Source organism: Fusobacterium mortiferum ATCC 9817 (assembly GCF_000158195.2).
Taxonomy (GTDB): domain Bacteria; phylum Fusobacteriota; class Fusobacteriia; order Fusobacteriales; family Fusobacteriaceae; genus Fusobacterium_A; species Fusobacterium_A mortiferum.
The window spans coordinates 1,009,666-1,029,877 of sequence record NZ_GL987988.1 but is presented as its reverse complement, the minus strand read 5'-3'; the positions used below and the strand labels follow the sequence as shown (position 1 = coordinate 1,029,877).

At 27.5% G+C, this 20,212-nt stretch carries 17 protein-coding genes; 2 read left to right on the top strand and 15 right to left on the bottom strand.

What is annotated here, in order from left to right:
- The 5 genes from FMAG_RS05850 to FMAG_RS05830 form a co-directional block, all read right to left on the bottom strand.
- On the bottom strand, positions 1 to 568 hold a 568-nt coding region (locus tag FMAG_RS05850; protein WP_005884943.1), incomplete at its 3' end, for an IS110 family transposase.
- 128 nt (positions 569 to 696) lie between these two features.
- Positions 697 to 2,100, bottom strand: coding sequence for an MATE family efflux transporter (locus FMAG_RS05845; protein WP_005884941.1), 1,404 nt, complete (start codon positions 2,098 to 2,100; stop codon positions 697 to 699).
- A gap of 11 nt (positions 2,101 to 2,111) precedes the next feature.
- A complete protein-coding gene (locus FMAG_RS05840) occupies positions 2,112 to 2,876 on the bottom strand; it encodes an ABC transporter ATP-binding protein (protein WP_005884939.1) in 765 nt (254 codons plus the stop codon).
- A gap of 1 nt (position 2,877) precedes the next feature.
- The gene (locus FMAG_RS05835) at positions 2,878 to 3,915 is read right to left on the bottom strand and encodes a FecCD family ABC transporter permease (protein ID WP_005884937.1); all 1,038 of its coding nucleotides are present in this window, start codon (positions 3,913 to 3,915) and stop codon (positions 2,878 to 2,880) included.
- 92 nt (positions 3,916 to 4,007) lie between these two features.
- The gene (locus FMAG_RS05830; RefSeq protein WP_005884934.1) at positions 4,008 to 5,150 is read right to left on the bottom strand and encodes an ABC transporter substrate-binding protein; all 1,143 of its coding nucleotides are present in this window, start codon (positions 5,148 to 5,150) and stop codon (positions 4,008 to 4,010) included.
- Between the two features lie 263 nt (positions 5,151 to 5,413).
- Here FMAG_RS05830 and FMAG_RS13290 point away from each other — a divergent pair, with 263 nt between their 5' ends.
- Both FMAG_RS13290 and FMAG_RS13285 read left to right on the top strand, forming a co-directional pair.
- Positions 5,414 to 6,250 carry a transposase gene (locus tag FMAG_RS13290; RefSeq protein ID WP_315940540.1) on the top strand — a complete coding sequence of 279 codons (837 nt, stop codon included), beginning with the start codon at positions 5,414 to 5,416 and terminating at the stop codon, positions 6,248 to 6,250.
- A gap of 8 nt (positions 6,251 to 6,258) precedes the next feature.
- The gene (locus FMAG_RS13285; protein WP_050795428.1) at positions 6,259 to 6,477 is read left to right on the top strand and encodes a hypothetical protein; all 219 of its coding nucleotides are present in this window, start codon (positions 6,259 to 6,261) and stop codon (positions 6,475 to 6,477) included.
- A gap of 540 nt (positions 6,478 to 7,017) precedes the next feature.
- On the opposite strand, the gene FMAG_RS05820 is transcribed toward FMAG_RS13285, so the two are convergent.
- The 10 genes from FMAG_RS05820 to FMAG_RS05785 all read right to left on the bottom strand — a co-directional run bounded on the left by FMAG_RS05820 (position 7,018) and on the right by FMAG_RS05785 (position 20,201).
- Entirely contained in the window at positions 7,018 to 7,983 is a 966-nt protein-coding gene (locus tag FMAG_RS05820; protein ID WP_005884932.1) for a P1 family peptidase, read from the bottom strand.
- A 123-nt stretch (positions 7,984 to 8,106) separates the two neighbouring features.
- Positions 8,107 to 11,145, bottom strand: a complete 3,039-nt coding sequence (locus tag FMAG_RS05815) for a type III restriction-modification system endonuclease (protein WP_005884930.1) — start codon at positions 11,143 to 11,145, stop codon at positions 8,107 to 8,109.
- 9 nt (positions 11,146 to 11,154) lie between these two features.
- On the bottom strand, positions 11,155 to 12,546 hold the full coding sequence (locus tag FMAG_RS05810; RefSeq protein WP_261660735.1) for a site-specific DNA-methyltransferase: 1,392 nt from the start codon (positions 12,544 to 12,546) through the stop codon (positions 11,155 to 11,157).
- Between the two features lie 50 nt (positions 12,547 to 12,596).
- Positions 12,597 to 13,067 (bottom strand): hypothetical protein, encoded by a 471-nt coding sequence (locus tag FMAG_RS14055; protein WP_261660734.1) that lies wholly within the window; start codon positions 13,065 to 13,067, stop codon positions 12,597 to 12,599.
- A 15-nt stretch (positions 13,068 to 13,082) separates the two neighbouring features.
- Positions 13,083 to 15,155 carry an ATP-binding protein gene (locus FMAG_RS05805; protein ID WP_005884929.1) on the bottom strand — a complete coding sequence of 691 codons (2,073 nt, stop codon included), beginning with the start codon at positions 15,153 to 15,155 and terminating at the stop codon, positions 13,083 to 13,085.
- Complete coding sequence (locus tag FMAG_RS13280) at positions 15,128 to 16,513, bottom strand: SIR2 family protein (RefSeq protein ID WP_005884927.1); 1,386 nt, start codon at positions 16,511 to 16,513, stop codon at positions 15,128 to 15,130. Before FMAG_RS13280 ends, FMAG_RS05805 begins: the two co-directional genes overlap by 28 nt.
- A 41-nt stretch (positions 16,514 to 16,554) precedes the next feature.
- Entirely contained in the window at positions 16,555 to 16,680 is a 126-nt protein-coding gene (locus FMAG_RS14050) for a hypothetical protein (RefSeq protein WP_005884925.1), read from the bottom strand.
- 20 nt (positions 16,681 to 16,700) lie between these two features.
- Positions 16,701 to 18,401 carry a DUF262 domain-containing protein gene (locus FMAG_RS05795; protein WP_005884923.1) on the bottom strand — a complete coding sequence of 567 codons (1,701 nt, stop codon included), beginning with the start codon at positions 18,399 to 18,401 and terminating at the stop codon, positions 16,701 to 16,703.
- A gap of 8 nt (positions 18,402 to 18,409) precedes the next feature.
- A complete protein-coding gene (locus FMAG_RS05790; RefSeq protein ID WP_005884922.1) occupies positions 18,410 to 19,360 on the bottom strand; it encodes an Abi family protein in 951 nt (316 codons plus the stop codon).
- Positions 19,361 to 19,514: 154 nt separating this feature from the next.
- The gene (locus FMAG_RS05785; RefSeq protein ID WP_005884920.1) at positions 19,515 to 20,201 is read right to left on the bottom strand and encodes a DUF4391 domain-containing protein; all 687 of its coding nucleotides are present in this window, start codon (positions 20,199 to 20,201) and stop codon (positions 19,515 to 19,517) included.
- Between the last annotated feature and the right edge of the window lie 11 nt (positions 20,202 to 20,212).

Here is a 20,212-nt window from a genome sequence, read left to right as displayed (position 1 = left end):
AATCTATTGAAGAATATATTTTTTCATATTCAGGAAAATATATACTTAACCATCTATGAATTTTATTTTTAATTGAAATTATTTGTTGTGTTATATCATTTTTTAATTTATCAGCTACTCTTAATTCTCCATAAATTTCTTCAGGAATATATGGAAAACTATATCTACCATCAATTACCAATTTAGCAATTACTTTAGGATCTTTTGAATCATTTTTAGTTTGTAAATTATCATCTAACTCCTTACTTTGTTTAACATGATAAGGATTAACTATTGCAATAGTGATATTATTTTCTTTTAATAATTCACCTAAAGAAAACCAGTAGTGTCCTGTAGGCTCTAATCCTGCGATTACTTTACTCTTATTATATTTACAGCATAAATCATTAACCCACAAAACAAAACTTTGAAATCCTTCAAAAGAATTTTTAAACTTAAATACTTTAGAAAGTTCTAAGCCACTCCAATCAAAAGCTCTCGCATAATGAGTATTACTTCCTACATCAATACCAAGCACTAAAGTTCCTTCTGTTACTTGACTAATTTTAAAATTTTGGTTACAATTCATTTGGATACCTCCTTGTAGATATTTTTAAAGATTGAACTACTTTAATTTTACATTGAGGTATCTTTTTTTGTTACTATTTTTTTATTATACAGGAATGCTCCCTTTTTCTTTTAAAATTTTAATAAATATTAAACTTTTTTTTGTAACCAAATTCCTTTTTGAATTCTATACTGTGCTAATAACATTTTTAAAAATTCATCACTAAAAAAAGCTATCCAAATTCCTACTAATCCAAATTTCCAAATAAAAGCAAAAATATATGCTAAACAAGGGCGTAATATTGCACTAATAAATAAAGAATAAATTGCAATAAAACGATTATCTCCTGCCCCTCGCAATACTCCAGCTGTTACCTGTGCCTGTGTTTGAGGAATAATTAATAAAGAAATAATCATCATAACACTACTTCCTAATAATATTACTCGCTCATCTGAAATCATTAGAGAAAAAATAGAATTTTTTAACAGATAAAAAATAATCCCTACAAAAATAGAAATCCACAAACCTGAATATTGTGCAGCTCTCATATATAGAATAGCCAAGTCTTTCCTTTTTTCTCCTAATTTTCTTCCTGTAAAAGAAGCACTAGCAGCACTCATTCCAACTCCAAAATAATAATATAAATCCCATAAAAGAATACAATAGTGATGTGTTCCCATTGCAACTGTCCCAAGACTTGCTATCATTCTAGCAAAAATAAACAAACCTATTCTTTCAAAAATATGTTCTAAGAAAGAGTTTGCCCCAATTTCTTGAAGTGGAGCTAATACTTTTTTAGTAAAATGATAGCTTCCTTTTTTTAGAATATTGATTCCATAATCACCTTTTGTAACAGAATATAAAAGTATAATAAAAATAACTGCATTTCCAATAACAGTAGCAATAGCAGCTCCTTGTATTCCCATTTCAGGAAATCCATATTTTCCAAAAATTAAAAGATAATTTAAAAGCACATTTAAAGCATTTCCAATCATTCCTGATATTAAAACTATTTTTGTGTTTCCAACTCCAATTTGTGCAGAGCTTAATACAACACATAGAGCCTTAAAAAAAACAGAAAGTGCAATATATTGAAAATAAATACTTGCATATTCTATATAATCTTCATTAGCTCCTGCAAATGAAACAATATTTTTAGAAAAAATAAAACTCAAACACACAAAAAGAAAATATAAAAGTCCTAATAATAAAAGAGATTGCTTAATACAACTGTTTATTCCTTCTTCATCTCCTTCGCCTTTTCTCCTTGCTACAATTGCAGTTATTGCAACACCTGCTGCACTAACAATCATTTGTAAAATCATTTTTGGTTGACTTACAATACCAACTGCTGCTGCTTTTTCTATACCTAACATTCCTACCATAATTAAATCAGCAAGTAACATTAAGTTTAGTAAAACTCCCTCTATTGCAGCTGGAAATGCTACTTTCCAATATTCTTTATTTATTGTTTTTTTATCTGGGATCTCTTGTTCTGTTTTTTCTTGTTTTAATAAAACAGATGAAGAGAAAAACTGTATTAATGAAATCATAATCTCCACCTCTATTCATTAATAGTAGAAATTGGTGTTACTGTAATATATCCTTTTTCACTACGGCTAACATCCAATTTTACTTCATATACTTTTTCTAATAGTTCTGGTCTAATAACTTCTTGGACTGTTCCTTGTTTCATAGAATATCCTTCATGAAGTAACAATAATTGATCACTATATCTAGTTGCTAATGCAATATCATGTAATACAAGTATTGTAATAGCATTTGTTTTCTTTGTATAATTTCTTGCAATTTCCATTACTTGTAACTGATGTTTTAAATCTAAAGCACTTGTTGGTTCATCTAAAAGCAGTACTTTTGGAGCAGATACTAGAGCTTGTGCCATAATAACCATTTGCTTTTGTCCTCCACTTAAACTAGAAAACTTAGTATAACTCAAAGGAGTTAAATGCAATTCTTCTAAAATTTGAGCAACTGCATCTAAATGTACTTTTTCTACTTTCCATGTTAAATCTTTTACTCTTCCTAAAAGTACCATTTCAAAAACGGTTAAATTTACTATATTGACTGACATTTGAGGAACATAGGTAATACTTTCTCTAAATGTTTTTACTTCCGAATCCTGTATAATTTTAATTTCACCATGATGACTAATTAATTTTGCAATTGCTTTTAAAATAGTTGTTTTTCCTGTTCCATTAGGTCCGATAAGAGAAATTACATCTCCTCCATTAAAAACACAACTAACATCTTTTATTACCTCTTTTTTTCCATAATTGACTACAATATTTTTAATTTCTAACTGTAACATATTAAACACCTTTCCTTATAATTAAAAATACTAAGAATGGAACTCCTACTAAAGATGTAACAATTCCAATTGGAATAATTATTCCTGGAATTATAAGTTTTGCTAAAATAGAAGCAAATGTAATTAGAAGAACTCCAAATAAAGAAGCCATTGGAGCTAAATATCTTTGATCTTCTCCTGCAAAATATCTTGCAAAATGGGGTGCTACTAAGCCTATGAAGCCAATAGTTCCAACAAAAGCAACTGCTCCTGCTGTAAGTAAAGAACTTATTAAAAATACATGCAATCTAACTCTATCTGTATCAATTCCTAAACTTTTTGCTCTTTCTTCTCCTGCAGACAATGCTGTTAACTTCCAAGCATAACGTGAAAGTAATAAAGCACACAAAATGAAAATAAAACCACTTGCAAATACTCCTACCCAAGTAGCTTTTAATAAACTACCAAACATCCAATAGACAATTTGTCCTGCTACTTCTGGTGTAGAACGAAATTGAACCAAAGATAACAGTGCTTGGAAAAAGAAATGTGTTACAATTCCAAAAAGTACCATAGATTGAGCACGCATTCCTTTTACTTTTCCTAAAAAATAAATTGCCATAGTTCCTGTCAATGTCATCATAAATGCCATAAAAGGTGCATTTACCCAAGGTATATTTTTAAAAGGGAAACCTGAAATAAATGCAATAGCTGCCCCAAATCCTGCTGCTGAAGATACTCCTAACGTATAAGGACTTGCTAAAGGATTTGCTAAAATTGTTTGCATTTGTGTTCCTGCTAGTCCTAAAGAAGCTCCGACTGTTAAACAGATTAAAGTCATAGGTAATCTTATATTCCAAATAATAGAAGTTTCTATACTTTTTACCCCAGGACCTTGCCACAATACTACAATAATATCTTTTAAACTCATTCCAGAAGAACCAATAAATAAATCAAATAATAATGCAATTAAAATAGCAATTAATGTAAATAAAGAAGTTAATCTTCTTTTCTGATTTATCTTCCTATACATTTCTTCTCCTGTTAATTTATGTTCCATTCTATCCTCCTCCTTTAGAGAAAAAGGACTGTTACATTAAATAAATTTGTAATAGTCCTTTCTCTTTTATATTTTACTTCAATGTTAGCTTTTTATTTTACTTGATATTGTGTCATAAATGTTCCATTAGGTTTAACTGGAAGATACTCTCCATAAAATTCTTCTAAATTTTTAACAGGATCTATATCTTGGAATAAATCAGGGTATAAAGATTTAGCAATATATTGAACATAGACATAGTCATAAATGCTTCTTAATCCACCATGATCCACTGCAAAAACTTGTCCATTTTTTACTGCATCTAGTTTATCCCAACCAGCTCTTTCAAGATATGGCTTTATTCTTGCCCAAGTTTCTTCTGGATTTACATTAAATCCTATTAAAACTCTATCTCCTGCATCATTAAACCAACGCGAACCAGCTAACAATATCATTTCAGGATTAGAAGATAAAATAAATTCAGGATCTAAAGGTCCATAACTTTCAACTTTTCCTTCTGCAATATTATTTCCTCCTGCTGATTTTGCTAAACTTCCCCATAAATAATCTCCATAACTATTACCTATCTCTTTTGGTCCTAAATTTCCTAATTCTATATAAACACGTTTTTTAGGATCAACTTTTGCAACTCTTTCTTCTACTTCTTTTATTGCTTTTTCATAATTTAAAGCTAATTTTTCTGCTCTTTCTTGATTTCCAGTTATCATTCCTAAGATTCTTGTACTTTGCATATGTTTTTCTAAAGTTTGTGAATTATAATCTATTACAACTACTTTAATTCCAGAATCTTCTAACTTTTTGATATTTTCTGCTAAGGTTTCATATTGAAATGGGGCTAAAATAGCAACTTCAGGTCTTGAATTTAATAAAGTTTCCATACTAAAAGAAGCTTTATAGATAGAGCCTGTATCTATCATATCTTTAATAGAAGGCATTTGTTCTTCATAAGCCTTATATTGTCCTGTAAAAAAATCTACCCATTCTGCTCTTGAAATACTAACAACTTTACTAAAATCTTTAGCAACAGCTAAGTAAGATTCTTCATAAAATCCTAAGAAAATACGATCAGCTGGTTTATCTAAAGTAACCTCTCTTCCTGCTAAATCTATAAAAGTAATTTTTTCTGCTGTATCATTTACAACTTCTTCTGTTTCCTTTTTTTCTCCACAACTAATGAATAAAAAAGAAAAACATAGAACTATAAAAATACTTTTAAGTATTGTTTTTAATCTCATAACACTCCTCCTAATTTTTTTGTTCTATTATAATCTACCTTTATATTATATACAATAATTTTGATTTTGTAAAGATTAAATTATCAAAATATTATACTTTATTAAAAAATACTTATTTTTTTTATTTTGTATTGCATATAAATATATCTTATATATAAATATTTAGAAAAACTGATTTTTGATATATAAACATAGTGATATAATTTTAATTTATAGAGTAAAAGGAGCATTCCTGTATAATAAAAAAATAGTAACAAAAAAAGATACCTCAATGTAAAATTAAAGTAGTTCAATCTTTAAATATATCTACAAGGAGGTATCCAAAAGAAAATAATATCACTATTGCAATAGTTAATCCTTATCATGTTAAACAAAGTAAGGAGTTAGATGATAATTTACAAACTAAAAATGATTCAAAAGATCTTAAAGTAATTGCTAAATTGGTAATTGATGGTAGATATAGTTTTCCATATATTCCTGAAGGAATTTATGGAGAATTAAGAGTAGCTGATAAATTAAAAAATGATATAACACAACAAATAATTTCAATTAAAAATAAAATTCATAGATGGTTAAGTATATATTTTCCTGAATATGAAAAAATATATTCTTCAATAGATTCTAAAAGTGGTTTTTTACTTTTAAAAGAAACACCTTTACCAAAAGATATTGTAGAATTAGGAAGTGAAGGAATAGTTGAGCGTTGGAAACAAACTAAACTTAGAGCAGTTGGTTTGGATAAAGCGAAAAAACTGGAAGAAGCTGCTAAAAAAAGTATTGGGTGTAAAAATATAACTTCTTCAGCCAGATTTGAAATAAAACTTTTAATTGAAGATTATGAATATAAACAAAATCAATTGAACTCAATAACAGAAGAGTTAAATAAATTATGCGAGAAAATTCCTATGATAAAGGAAATCGCAGAAATAAAAGGAATTGGAATAGCAACAGCTATATCTTTTGTTGCTGAAGTAGGGGATATAAGACGTTTTAAATCTGCTAAACAAGTACAAAAATATGCTGGATTAGCTCTTAAAGAAAATAGTTCAGGTAAACATAAAGGTTTAACCAGAATAAGTAAAAGAGGAAGAAAAAATTAAGAACTATTTTGTTTAGAGCAACTATTCCATTAATCGGTTTTAATAAAGAGTTTTCATCAATATATAATTACTATATAGAACGTAAAGATAATCCTCTAAAGAAAAAACAAGCACTTACAGCTATTTGCTGTAAAATGATTAGGATATTTTTTACAATTTTATCAAAAGGAATTAAATATGATGAAACTAAGATGTTACATGATATAAAAAGACCTGTAGCAGCTTAAAAAAGCTAAAAAAATTAAATTTAAGGTAAACGTCCATTGAAAAATGCTTAAATTTAAAATAAACATAAAAAACAAATAAGAGCAGAAGTCTAATATTCATACCATTAGAGTAAGAACTCAGCAAAGGAGCAAAAAGACACTCAAATTATGGAGATACAGAACAAAGGAATTTAGGTCAAAGAACCAGATAGAAATAGGAGGTTAGTATCCATAAAATTTTTGAGAAATAAGCCTTCATACCCAAAAATAAAAAAGACGTTCAATTTTGTTATGTAAAAATTTAAAATAAAAGGCAATAATCTTCATAATTAAGCGATTATTTGTGAAAAATAAAAAAATTTAAGTGCTGTAAACATTGAGTTTATCTTGATAAAAAAATTGACAAATAAGGAGTTTATTTAGTATAGCTACCTTTAAAACTCCTTATAATCTTATACAATTTTTATCATTTGTAAAAACTTCTCTTCATTTCCTGTACTATTCTTTAATAATTCTTCTTCTCTATCCATTATTTCTATAAATTTCTAATCAATAATATTTTTATTTTAAATCTTGACAAGATTTTAAACCATAGGCAGATTGAGTTTGTGTAACAGCTCTGTGTATAGCTTTTTCCATAACATAAGCAGATAAAGTTCCAAGAGTATCAATATTTACCTCTACTTCTCCAGTCCCTAGTGTAAAGATGGTATCTCCATCTAATGATGTATGTACTGGAGATATAGCTCTAGCATATCCATTATGTGTCATAGAAGCAATTTTTGTAGCTTGAGCTTTAGTAAGTTTAGCATTAGTTATGATACAACCTATTGTAGTATTAGTATTTTTTAATACACTGTAATTTATATCTAAATCTTTCCACATCTCTTCTCTAGTACTTATAATCTCTGTTTTTTCTTCATTTAAAAGTCCAGCTAAAAATTTATTTGTCTCACTATCTATAACATTTCCTATGGCATTGACTCCAACTATTGCTCCCACTTTTAGATTTTCTAATTCTACACAATAGATTCCTAGCCCAGATTTCATAGCTCTATCCATTCCTCTATACTTCCCTACACTAGCTCCTGTACCAGCTCCACAGTTTCCCTCTTGAATACAATTTTTCTCTGAATCACAACAAGCTTGATACCCCATAGCCTTATCTGGTCTAACTTTTGAACTTCCTACTGTTAAATCGAAGAGAGAAGCTCCACAAACTATTGGGACTACTCCTATCCCTACATCAAATCCAATTCCTCTCTCTTCTAAATATTGCATAACTCCACTAGTAGCTTCTAATCCAAAGGCACTTCCACCAGAAAGAACTATTCCATGTACTCTATCCACTGTATTAATTGGATTTAAAAGTTCTGTTTCATGAGAGGCAGGTCCTCCTCCTCTTACATCTACACCAGCACAACCACCTTTTTCACAAATAATAACTGTACAACCTGTCCCAGCCTCTGTGTCTTGAGCGTTTCCTACTCTTATCCCCTCTATATCTGTTATTTTTATCTCTTTCATTTTTTATCCCCCCTAATATTTTTATAAAAATTAGTCAGATATTGTCTGACCAATTTAACATAACTTTTTTATTAATTTATTTAGCTGTGTATGACTTAGATTTCTCAGACAGTGTCTGAGGAATTAAAACTTACTTGAAAAATATTCAAAATCATTTGCTACTTGGAAATTAATATCTTCTGAGATAGCTTTGAAGTGTTTCTTTCCACAAGTTATTTTTAAGTTTTCGGTTTCTCTTCTATCATCAGCAAATACAGAACCTTTTGTTTCTACTACAAAATAAAGTTTTTGCTCTGGACTTGTCAAATCTGGTCTTACCAATACAGCCCAGTCTGGATTATAATTTCCAAGTGGAGTAGGAATTTTAAACCAAGCTGGAAGTTTTGTATAAATAACAACATTTTTATTTTTTTCTAGCTCTAAAGCAAAGTTCCTTTCTATATCAGAATCTAAGACAATATTTTCATATGGAGATTTTGTACTAGCTAACATATTTCCTTCTTTATTCATCTCGTCTTTTAGATATCCAAATAGTTCTTGAGCTTCAAATAAATCTTGAGAATAAAATTCTCCATTTCCAATTTTTTCATATTTTATTCCATCAACTATAAAGTTTTTCATAGTTTTTTTGATAATATCTGTAACTTTTTCTAAATATAGTTGAGGATTTTTCTTAAAACCATCTAAAGTTTCAGTTCTTGTAAGTATTTCAACTATACTCTTTCTTGTAAGGTTAGTCTCATTTTGTAGATAAGTTATAATATCTGGTAATTTATACTTCACTTGAAAATCTATTCTTGAATCTTCTGAAGTGGAAAATCCTTCTTCTATTCCACCATGAGTAAGTGCAAGTCTTTTCTTTTCAAAAATATATTTCTCATCTTCAATAAATAGGTAATCATCTATATCTTTAACACACTTAGCTATTAGATTATTACTATCAAAATTTACTCTATAAGTAGTTTTATACTTTATCTTTTCCCAAAGTTCTGAGAAGTTTTTGTCTAGAAATACCTCTTTATTTATCTTAATTTTCTTTTTGTCATCAGCATTTTTTATAATAAGTTTTCCAGCACTTGATTTTAATTTCTTTTCAATAGCAGGTCTGATATGTTCAAACTCTTGAGGTAGGACAAGTCTATTATCTCTTAAGTCAGCTTTTAACTTGTCTTTAGCATTTCCCTCTTCATCTACATACTCATTCTCTACCAAGAATTTATGTAGTTTTTCAGAGTTTTCATGTCCTAAATATCTCTCTTCTCCATTTTCTACTTTCTCTACTATGTTGGCAAAGATACAGCTCTCAATTCTTCCAAAATTGATATTTTCATCATCTTTCATCTCTTTTTGTAGAGAGTCTACAAATTGTTCATATGATTCATTTGCCATAACAGTAAGAGTATTTATATCAAATCCTCTCACTCTTTCTCCCTTTTGGTTGACAGCTATTCTAAGTCCTCTTCCTATCTCCTGTCTCTTTTTCATTTCAGAAGTAGTCTCATTTAGAGTACATATTTGGAAAACATTTGGATTATCCCACCCCTCTTTTAAAGCTGAGTGAGAGAAGATAAATGAAAGTGGTTCATCAAAACTTAGTAGTTTTTCTTTATCTCTCATTATCTTATTAAATGTATCATTGTCAGCATTGGTATTTCCTTTTGTATCTTTCTCTTCAAAATACTCTTTTCCACTCTTAGATTTTTTCTTATCAGCAGAAAAATATCCATCATGTGCTAAAGAAGCTCTTTGATAAAAAGGAACAGATGTATCTCCCATATCTTGATACTCTGGTAATTCTAAAAGTCTGTTGTATTCCTCTTCAAACATAAGGGCATACTTACCTTTTTGTGCTTCTCCTGTCTCTGTATCATAAGTTCTGTAATTAGCAACCTTATCTATAAAGAAAAGTGAAAGAACTTTTATTCCTCTATTTTTTAATCTCTTCTGTTTGTCAAAATGCTCTTGGATAGTTTTCCTTATTTGTAATCTTTTAATCACATCTGGATTTTCTCCACCATTTACCTGTCCAAGAGTAAGTTTTACTTTTCCTAAGTCTACAAATGATTTACTTGGGTCTTCCTCTACATAAGTTATCTCATTGACTATATATCCATCATAGATACTTCTTTTTGCTTTGTCATTAAGATGGTCATCATACTTTACAGTAATCTCTTTTCTTTTTACGCTATTTCCACTTTTTACATCTAACTCTAGTTTAGCACTTATACCAGATTTTGTAGCCTTTACACTTGTCAATTTTATATACTCAGTATTAGCATTTCTAGTAACTCCAACTGTAGCTACCTCTATCTGTTTTACAAGTTGTTTTTCATAGGCATCAATAGAATCTAACTTAAATACTGGATTGTATCTATCCTTGTGAGTAGCTGAGTATCTCAATGTACATAGTGGATTAAGTTGACTGATAGCTTTTTTAGCTGTATCTGTCTCCATATTTTGTGGCTCATCTATTATAACTATTGGATTACACTGTCTAATATAGTCTATTGGTCTATATCCATTAGCTTGGTCTCTTTCTCTATAAATAACATTAGCTTTTTTTATTACTTTTTCATCTTTCTCATCAATATCTTTTATATCCTTATTAAAAGAATCTATATTAATAATCATTATCTGAATAGTATCATTTACAGCAAAATTTCTTATCATATCTATTTTATTAGAATCGTAGATAAAATAATCATAAGGCACGTTGTCATAAAGAGATTTAAAATGCTCCTTAGTTATCTCAAGAGTTTTGTACACTCCCTCTTTTATTGCTATTGATGGTACTACAATTATGAATTTTGTAAATCCATATTTTTTATTTAACTCCATTATAGTTCTAAGATATACATAGGTTTTACCTGTACCTGTTTCCATCTCCACAGAAAAATTATAGTTATCTTTCTTCAATATTTTTGTCTTAGGTAATCCATTTCTTAGTTGTATCTTATTTATATTTTCTAAAATCTCCTCTGGAAAAAGTAAAAGTCCATTTCCTATCCCTAACTCATTTTCTACTGTACCAAAATTTAAAGTTCCAGATTTTCTTTCAACTGTAAATAGAGTTTTGTTACTGTTTTGTCCAGAGAAAATATCTGTGATAGAGTTAATTGCTTCTAGTTGATAGGCTAAATCCTCTTCAAATTTAATTTTCATATCTACTCCTTATATACTTCTTACTTCTTTTATTCCCACTTGCTCTAATTTTTTCATAGCATTTGTTTTGTCTACATCATTAGCAAATGATGAATCTCTAAGTACAACAGTTGTTTTAAAATCTTCATCTATCTCAAGTAGAGTTTTGTACTCTTCACAGATAGAGTCTATTACTTCCATATCTATCTCTTTATCTAGGTTGATTAATAAAGTTCCTCCACCTATTGAGTAGAAATGTTTATTTTCAACTATTGGTACATTTAAATCTAGTCCATATTTTAGTAAGATTTCATAAAGAATATCTAAAGATGTTCTATCAGATTTTATATTATCTATTGAATCAAATAGACTTTGTCTTAAATCTTCAGTTTCTGAATCCCACTCTTTTATATTTGAAGAGTCCAACTTGAACACTTTAAATCCTATATCTAATTTTTCTCTATTTTCTACTGGTAAAGTTTCATCTGATTTTACCTTCTCTCCAGCTCTTCTTATTCTCTCTTTTCCTATTTCACAAATATTTTTGTACCCAGCTTTGTAAGCTTCTGATTTTTCATCACAAACCTCTGGTAATTGTACCATTATATATTTTCTATTTCCTCCATCTTCAGCATTAAGTTGCATAACTGCATGAGCTGTTGTGGCTGACCCAGAGAAGAAGTCTAGGATAATAGAACTAGATGAAGTACAAAGATTCAAACACCATTCTAAAAATTTTATAGGCTTAGGATTATCAAAAATTCCACTATACTCAAATAAAGAATTTAATACCTTCGTTCCTGTTGAATTTTGAAATTCATCTAAAAAGCTTTTATTTCTTTGGTATCTATTTTGGTCTTCTTCTTCATTAAAATAATGTTTTATATAAATTTTCTCATCCTTTAAATATAAGTCTTTTGAATCTTTAAGAAATCTTGGTTTACTCCACATCCATGTTCCATCATCATTTTTGTGTTTTTTAGGAAATAATTGAATAGTATTTTCTTTAGCTTCTAAGAAAAACTCATTTTTATTTTTATCATAATAAATTGGATAGAACAAATTTGGTCTAGCTGTTTTTGTTCCATGTGGGCCATTATCTTGTAATGGAACTATAAAAAATTTTCCTCTTTCATCTTCAAGCGGATATTCTTTTTCTCCAATATTTTTTAAATTAAATTTACTAATACTTTTATTTTTCCAATAAATTAACAAATAATCATGTAATCTTTGTAATTCAGCATCTGATTTAGTTGTAGCAGAACCTCTTGTTTTTCTAGGACAACACGCTACAAAATTCTCTACACCATATATATCATCACATAGCTTTTTCAAATTAGCCACTTCATTTTCATCTATTGAAATAAATATTACTCCATCATCTATTAATAGATTTCTTGCTAACTTTAATCTAGGATACATCATATTTAACCAATCGGAATGATATCTTCCATTTGATTCTAAATTAGTGGTTAATTTGTACCCCCCCCCGTACTATTTTCAGATTTTTGTCCTGTTATAGTTAGGTAATTATCTATATTATCTCTAAAATTATCCTTATAAACAAAATCTTTTCCTGTATTATATGGAGGGTCTATATATATCATCTTTACTTTTCCATGATAAGATTTTTGTAGAAGTTTTAATACCTCTAAGTTATCTCCTTCTATATAAAGATTTTCTGTATTTTCCCAATCTTTTGAATTATCTCTGTCTGGACGTAATGTTCCTGTACTCATATCTTGAGCTATCTGCCTTGCTTGTGTCTTTCCTTTCCAAGTAAAAGAGTATCTTTCCTTATCATTTTCTATATACTCTCCCAATAGTTGCTTTAATACTTGGAAATCTATTTTTCCTTCTGCAAATACTTCTGGGAATATCTGCTTTAGTTTTTCAATGTTATCTTGGACTATGTCCATACTTGTTCCTTGTAGCTTTTCCATTATTGGTCTCCTTAATTATTCAGTTGAAATTGTTTCTTCTTTTTCTTCTAACCATTTTTTTACAACTTTATTTATTTCTATTTTATTACTTTCCTCTAGCCAATTTTCTATAAATTTAGGATTATTACTATCTGGTTTTGAGGTTATATCATTAATTCTTAACTGACTAGGTGTTCTAACCGCTTCTCCCATTATAATTGCATGTTGTTGTGGAAGAATTGGTAACTGATTTAATAAATCTTCATTTGCAGATGATACAATCTGTCTTATATATTTTTGGTCTTCTGGATTTTGTAATTTATGTACAATAAAAGTATTACACTGAGATAATATTGTTTTTGAAAGTTCAGAAGGTCTTTGAGAAGAAACTATTAAAGACACTCCAAATTTTCTCCCTTCACGTGCTATCCTTTCAAAAACTTTTTTAGTTATTGATTTTTTATTATTTCTATCAACTTCTGGGATATAGTTTTGAGCTTCTTCTAAAATCAACGATATAGGATAGTTTCCTCTTTCTTCTTTATAATCCTCTACTTTATTAATTCTTTGTGCAAACTCAAGAATTAGTCTTCCTATGAGTCCTGTTATTGTTTCTAATAACTCAAATGGAATTAATGATAAATCTAAAATAATTATTTGATTTTTTCTTTTTGAAGTATCATTTTTATTTTTATACTCAGCAAATAAATTTCCTGCTATTAACTCTTTACTACCAAAAATATATTTAAAAAATATTTCTAAAGAATTTTCTATGTCCTTTTCATTAAATAATAATGGCTCGCTTTTTCTTAAGTCAGACATAAAACTTGCTAATCTTAATTTTAAACCAGAAATATATTCTCTATATTTATTTTGATTTTCTTCTATATCATTAATCGCTTCATCTAATCCACTGTTGATTAAATTATTAAAATTGAAGTATTTAGGTAAATCTATATTCTCATATGATTTTGTTTTTGAAGATGTTATTTTATTTAAAACATTGGTAGTCTCTAAAAATACTACTTCTGATACGGCTAAATTAATTTCTCCATTTAAAAACCCTCGATTTTCAACTATTTTTTCCTTTTCTTTATAAAGTTTTTTTAATTTTTCTTTTAATATTATTTCTTCTTCTAAAATTTTTAAGGTAAGACAGTTTTCCAGATGATAATAAACAAAAGTTTTTAATTCCTTACTTGATGGGTCACATACATTTTTAATTTTTGCTAACAAACTTATTTCATAATTTCTAACTAATATTTCTTCATCTTTTTCAAAAATATTTTCATTTTTTAAAAGTCCTAGAGCTTTTTTCAGTATTGGTGCTTGAGTTCCTGGAGATGGTTCAAATAAATACTCAAAATCTTCATAGTTCATAAACCAATAAGGTACTCTCATTCCATCTTCTGAAATAGTAAAAGCATTTATATTTTTATAACCTTCAAAAGCTTTTTTATATTCTCCATTTGTATCAAATATAATTATTGTTGCACTTTTCAAATCTTTTTTATATTCTTTATTTGTAGAATAATTAAAATTAAATAAAGCTTGTAAGATAGAAGTAACTGTACATGATTTTCCAGAACCTGTATTTCCTAAGATAGCAGAGTGTTTTGCAAAAAATTTATCTGGATTTATTTTAATATCATAATCTGGAAAATTACTATTCTTGCCTATTGGTAAATAAAAATCTTTTTGATAATCTATTTCATCTTTTGATGAAATATTGTCAAAAATTTTCTCTAAATCCTCTTTAATAATATACCAAACTGGATTATCTAAAATAGGATAATTATAAACTCCATCTAAATATTTTCCTTCTGAAATAGTTCCTAACATTGTAGCTAATAAATGTCTTTTTGATTTAGAAAATTTTATCCCCCCAGTTAATTTTTCTATTTCATTATCTTCAAATGATTTAACTCTTGTTATTAAAGCTACTATTTTGTCACTACCAATAGGTAAAATAACATAAGAATTTACTTTAGCCACTTCATAAATATCATAATATCCACTTTTTTGGGTTCCTTTTATATTATCATCAAGCTCAATTATTACCTTGAAACTATCAACACTAACTACTCTTCCGATTTCCCTACTAAACATTCTTCATCTCCTTGATTCTTTTCATTAGAAAATAAAGCTTCTAAACTTGCCATAACTTTTCTTCTAGTATCCTCTTGCTCCATTGTAGGTAATAACTCTTTAGCAAATATTTTAAAATCTCCTAATTCAGGACCTTGCGATATAATTATTCTTGGGTCTTTTAAATTTTCTAATCTGAGTATTTCACCACCATTTTTTGACCCATAATAATCTATTATTATAAGGGTAAATGATGGGTTAGCCAAAGCTTGATAAATAATATCGTTTATATGCTCATCATAAAAACTATATCCTACTACAAATAAAACCGCTTCTGGTTGTTGTAATCTATCAGCAAACTTTCTAAATAATTCTGAATATGGAAAATTTAAAGTATACTCTTTCTTTGAAGAGGTTGGATATATCATAATATCACCTAACTCCTTACTTTTATTTAATTCTAATTTTAAACGAACTAAATCTATTGGAATTTCATAAAGACCATATGGATTATTTTTACTTTCTTTTTTATGAACCCAATTTAAAGAGCCATGTAACTTATAATATTTTATTACTCTTTCTATCCTTCTAACCTTTCCTTCAGTAGTATCACCAGGGTAAAAAAAGTCATAATTATAAACTTCTGGTCTAAAATTCCTTTCATTAAATCCAACAAATCCATTTATATATTGTATAGCTAACTCATCACAAGCATATTCAAATGCTAAATCATAATTTAATGTAAAAATATTCGCTCTTCTTAAATTTAAAGGTCTTTGTAAAAGAGAGGTTAAAAAACTTTTATGATAAGTATACTTTCCTTCATCTTCCATTATTTTCTTTATTTTTTCAGTATCTACTTTTTTTAAAAAAATATTATCATCTAATTTTATTTTATCTATATCACATAATTTAAACAAAGAACGTTTTATAGTTAAAATTAATCCTTCTAATTCCTCATATTTTAGTATTTCATCAATTATTAATCCTTCTGATTTTTCCATTAAATATTTTATAGCAAATAAATAATTAAGAAAATCTTCTAGTTTTATTTCTACTCCTAACTTATAAATTTCCTCTTTTTCTTCTTCATTTACTTCATTTAAAATATTTTTTAAAGATATTTTGTCATTTGTAACTTTAATTTTATCTTCATCTATTTTTTTATTTATTTCTTCTTTCAATTTTCCAGTCAAAGAATTTCTTTTATCTTCCCAAATAAAAAAATCTTTTTCTTCCTGTTTTAATATTTCTTTAATTTCAGAAACTTTTTTTTCTTCATATTTACCTTTAAGATATAGAAAAATCTCATTATAGCCACTTGAATTAATACCATCTGATATTTGTTTTGGAATTCCTTGAATGCTTTCAGCACCCAAATGTAAAGAACTTCCTGTACCAAATAAAAAATTAACATTATCTAATAATAAATATTTTTTAAAAATAATTTTATTTTATCAAAATATTTTTTTCTATTCTCTTCATAAAGATTATCCTCTTCTATCCACTCTTCACTTCCAACTAAAAAACTATTTTTCTTTTCCATGTTATATCTCCTAATATTTTTTATTCATAATCTCTATCCCAACTTTTTAAAATCTCTATAATTTTATCCGTCATTCTTACATCTCTCTCTACTATCTGGTCTAATCCCCATCTATCCATTTTAAGATTTCCTATCTCTTTTGTCATTTGGATATTAGATTTCACATAGTAATCTTTCTTCTTTGCAAAATAATTATTTGTAGCAATTATATTTAATTTCTTTTCAAAAGGTGTCTTATTTCCTAAATGTTCTATCTTTTCTCTTGCTACCTCTTCATTTTCTCTCAAGTCATAACTATTTTCCCATTTAACAGGAAGTATATGTTCTATCTCCCATTTCTCTGGTAATAATTCATCTTGTAATTCATAAGCTAAAGTTTTTAGTAACATTCTAACTACATTACGGTGTGGGGTTTTTATCTTCTCTCTTATATCATCTTCAGATAAAGATTTAAAGTCAAATGTAGGTTTATCTGTACTTATAATTTCAGCATTTAATTTTAAAATATTAGTTTTTACTGCTGTAATTGTAGGAATTTCTATGTATTTTTTTAATAACTCTGTATATAATTTTCTTAAGAAAGCTAAAAATCTCTCTTCAAAATCTTTATTATCTTTATATCTTAAGTAATAGATTATTACTGGATATTTCCAGAACTCATTTGGATAAGATGTTAAGATATCAAGAATCTTTAATATCTCAATATTTTTACTCCACTCTTCATCTTCAATTACATTTTTATTAGATATAACTTCCCATAAATTTAAAATTTGTCTTAAATTACTTAATATATTAGGTTTTAATATTCTTTCAAATTTATTTGCTGAATAATATTTTCTTAATCCTGGAGTTGTTGTAACTTTATCATTTTCTAAAGCTCTTTGATAAAACATATGATAATAGAAAAGTTGTTGAATAGACTCAGATATTCTTAAACTATCTTCCTCTAATTCTTTCCACTCTTCAATAAATTTTTCCTTCTCTTCTTTATTCAAATTGTTATATATCTTAGCCTTAAAAATATCAGCATCTGATAATGGTAACCCTCTATCATTTAAAGTTGAAAATATAGTTAAAGCTGTATCTTGAGTATCTGCTGTAATTGGTAATATTATTACTTGATTTAATAGTGCGTAGATAAATTGATAAATCATCAAAGCATTTTCTTTTGATTTTTCTTCAAGTAACTCTAATAGTTGTTTGTAGTTTTTAGAATAACTATCTTGAGCCTTTTCTTTTACATTACCAGTTTCTAAAATATTTTTAAGTATCTCATTTTCACTATCACTTATAACTTTAGAAGTTAGTAAAATACTAGCATAATCTACCTTTCCTGTTAATTTATTTGTTCTCCAAATAAGTGGTTCTATCTTACTAATAAAATTTATAGCTTCTGGAGATTTTTCATCTGTTACTGTTAATTTTGTATAAATAGCTCTAAGCAATAAAAATAGTGATGTAATTCTTTGTTGCCCATCTATTATCTCCTGTTCTCCATCTTCATTCTCATAAGATACAATACTTCCTAAAAAATATATACCATCATTTTCAGTTCCCCCATCATTAGAAGTGAACTCCCAAATATCTCTAAACAAAGTATCTATCTGTTCATTTGTCCAGCTATATGGTCTTTGATATTCTGGAATTACAAATGGTTTTCTCCTTGCATTTAATAAAAATTGTTCTATCGTTTGTTTATTCACACTTATCGTCGTTGCCATCTTTCCTCCTAAATCAATATTTTATCAATTATATCTATATTACCATTTTTTATACCAAACTTCTTAACAAGAGTCGTATTATCCTTAAAAAATTTCTTTATCATATTCTTTAATTCAGTATGGTCAAAATCTTTATCAATATATTTAAGTATTTCTACAATTACTATAAGAACTGCTACAAAACTTTTATCATCTACAAACTTATAATTATTTACTAACGGTTTATTAATTCTATTAATAAATCTAAAATTCCATAAAATCCCATTGTGAGCTACTGTATTCCGTATAAGTTTGATACTTTTTAAATAGAAAGCTAAATCTTTGTTTTTAAAATTTCCTAATTCCTCAGCTACTTTTGTTTGAATATCTCTAACACTCTCTTCATACATCTTCATAGTCATACCAAAATCAATAACTTCAGATAAAATCCATAATGGAACAAAACTTTCTTTTTTATATTTTTCAAAATAATGTTCTATATAAGGTTTAATATCCCTCATAGTAAATTCTAATATTCTCTTTTTAAAATCCATCTTATCTTTTAATATATCCCGAAACTTTTTCATTCTTGAGTTTCCAGTTTCCTCATCTTTAAATGAATAATCTTTCCATTCAGATGTCTCTAAGTATCCAAAAGGTCCTAATTCTTTTGTCCTTTCTAAAATATTATAGATAAGTTTTGTCTTAAAAGCTACCTCTATTTTTTCAACCATCTCAAAAATATAACTAGCTAGTTTTCTATCAAATTTGTATAATTCATATATCTTATTAAACTCTATATCATATTTATCTGTTTCTATTTCAAAAACTTTTATATATCCACTAAATTTATAGTAATTTATGTTAGAAATTATCTTTTCAGCTTCTTCAATAGAGATAATATTAAATTTTATACCTCTTTCCTCTAATAGTTTTAATTGCTCCTTATAACTTTTAAATTCTTTTGTGTAATATCCCATATATTTCTCCTAACAAAATAAAAAAGACCCCTATGTTACCACTTTATTACTAAAGCGATATGCCCAACGGCATAGGGGTACTGATCTAACTCTAACTATTTATCTGTGTTATAATTATAACATAGACCTTATTTTTTGTCAAATTCTTCCCTATTTATCTTCCCATTAAGCTATCTCTTTCTTTTATTTTTTTCAATAACTCACTCTGTATCTGAGCTACTCTATTTATCTGAGTTTCTTTTTTCCTCATAGCTTTCAGCTCTTCTATCTCTCTATTAAGTTTTTCCAAAATATCTACACTACCACTCTCTACACTTTTCCCAACTTCTAAATCTCTACTTAAATTAATAACTCTTATCTTTTGAATAAGATTATCATAGAGAATTTTCATATTAGTAGGATTTAATTTTGTATAATCTAACTCTTTTAGTTTATCACTCTCTTTACTTATCCAACTACTATTATATATCTCCTCTAAAGTTACTCTTTCACTCCCTATTTTTTTCTTTGCAACAGATATTAGTATCTCATCTCCATATTCTAATATCAAAATAGTTCCTTTGGGGATAAGTTGATGAAGTAGTTTAGATATTGTGTTTTCCTTTCCCTTTTCTCTTAAAACTACTCTTATAAAATGAATCTCCTCATATCTTTCATCATCTTTTACATATTTTTCAATATTGCTATTTCCATAAGTTAAGGCATACTCATATCTTATTTTTTCTACATTCTCTATAAATATCCTTTTAAATTTTTCATCTGCTTCAGCATTTTTATAGATTATCTCTTTAGGTATATTCTTATCTACTTTACTACTTATAGGTAGATTAAAAAACTCCATCTTTCCCACCT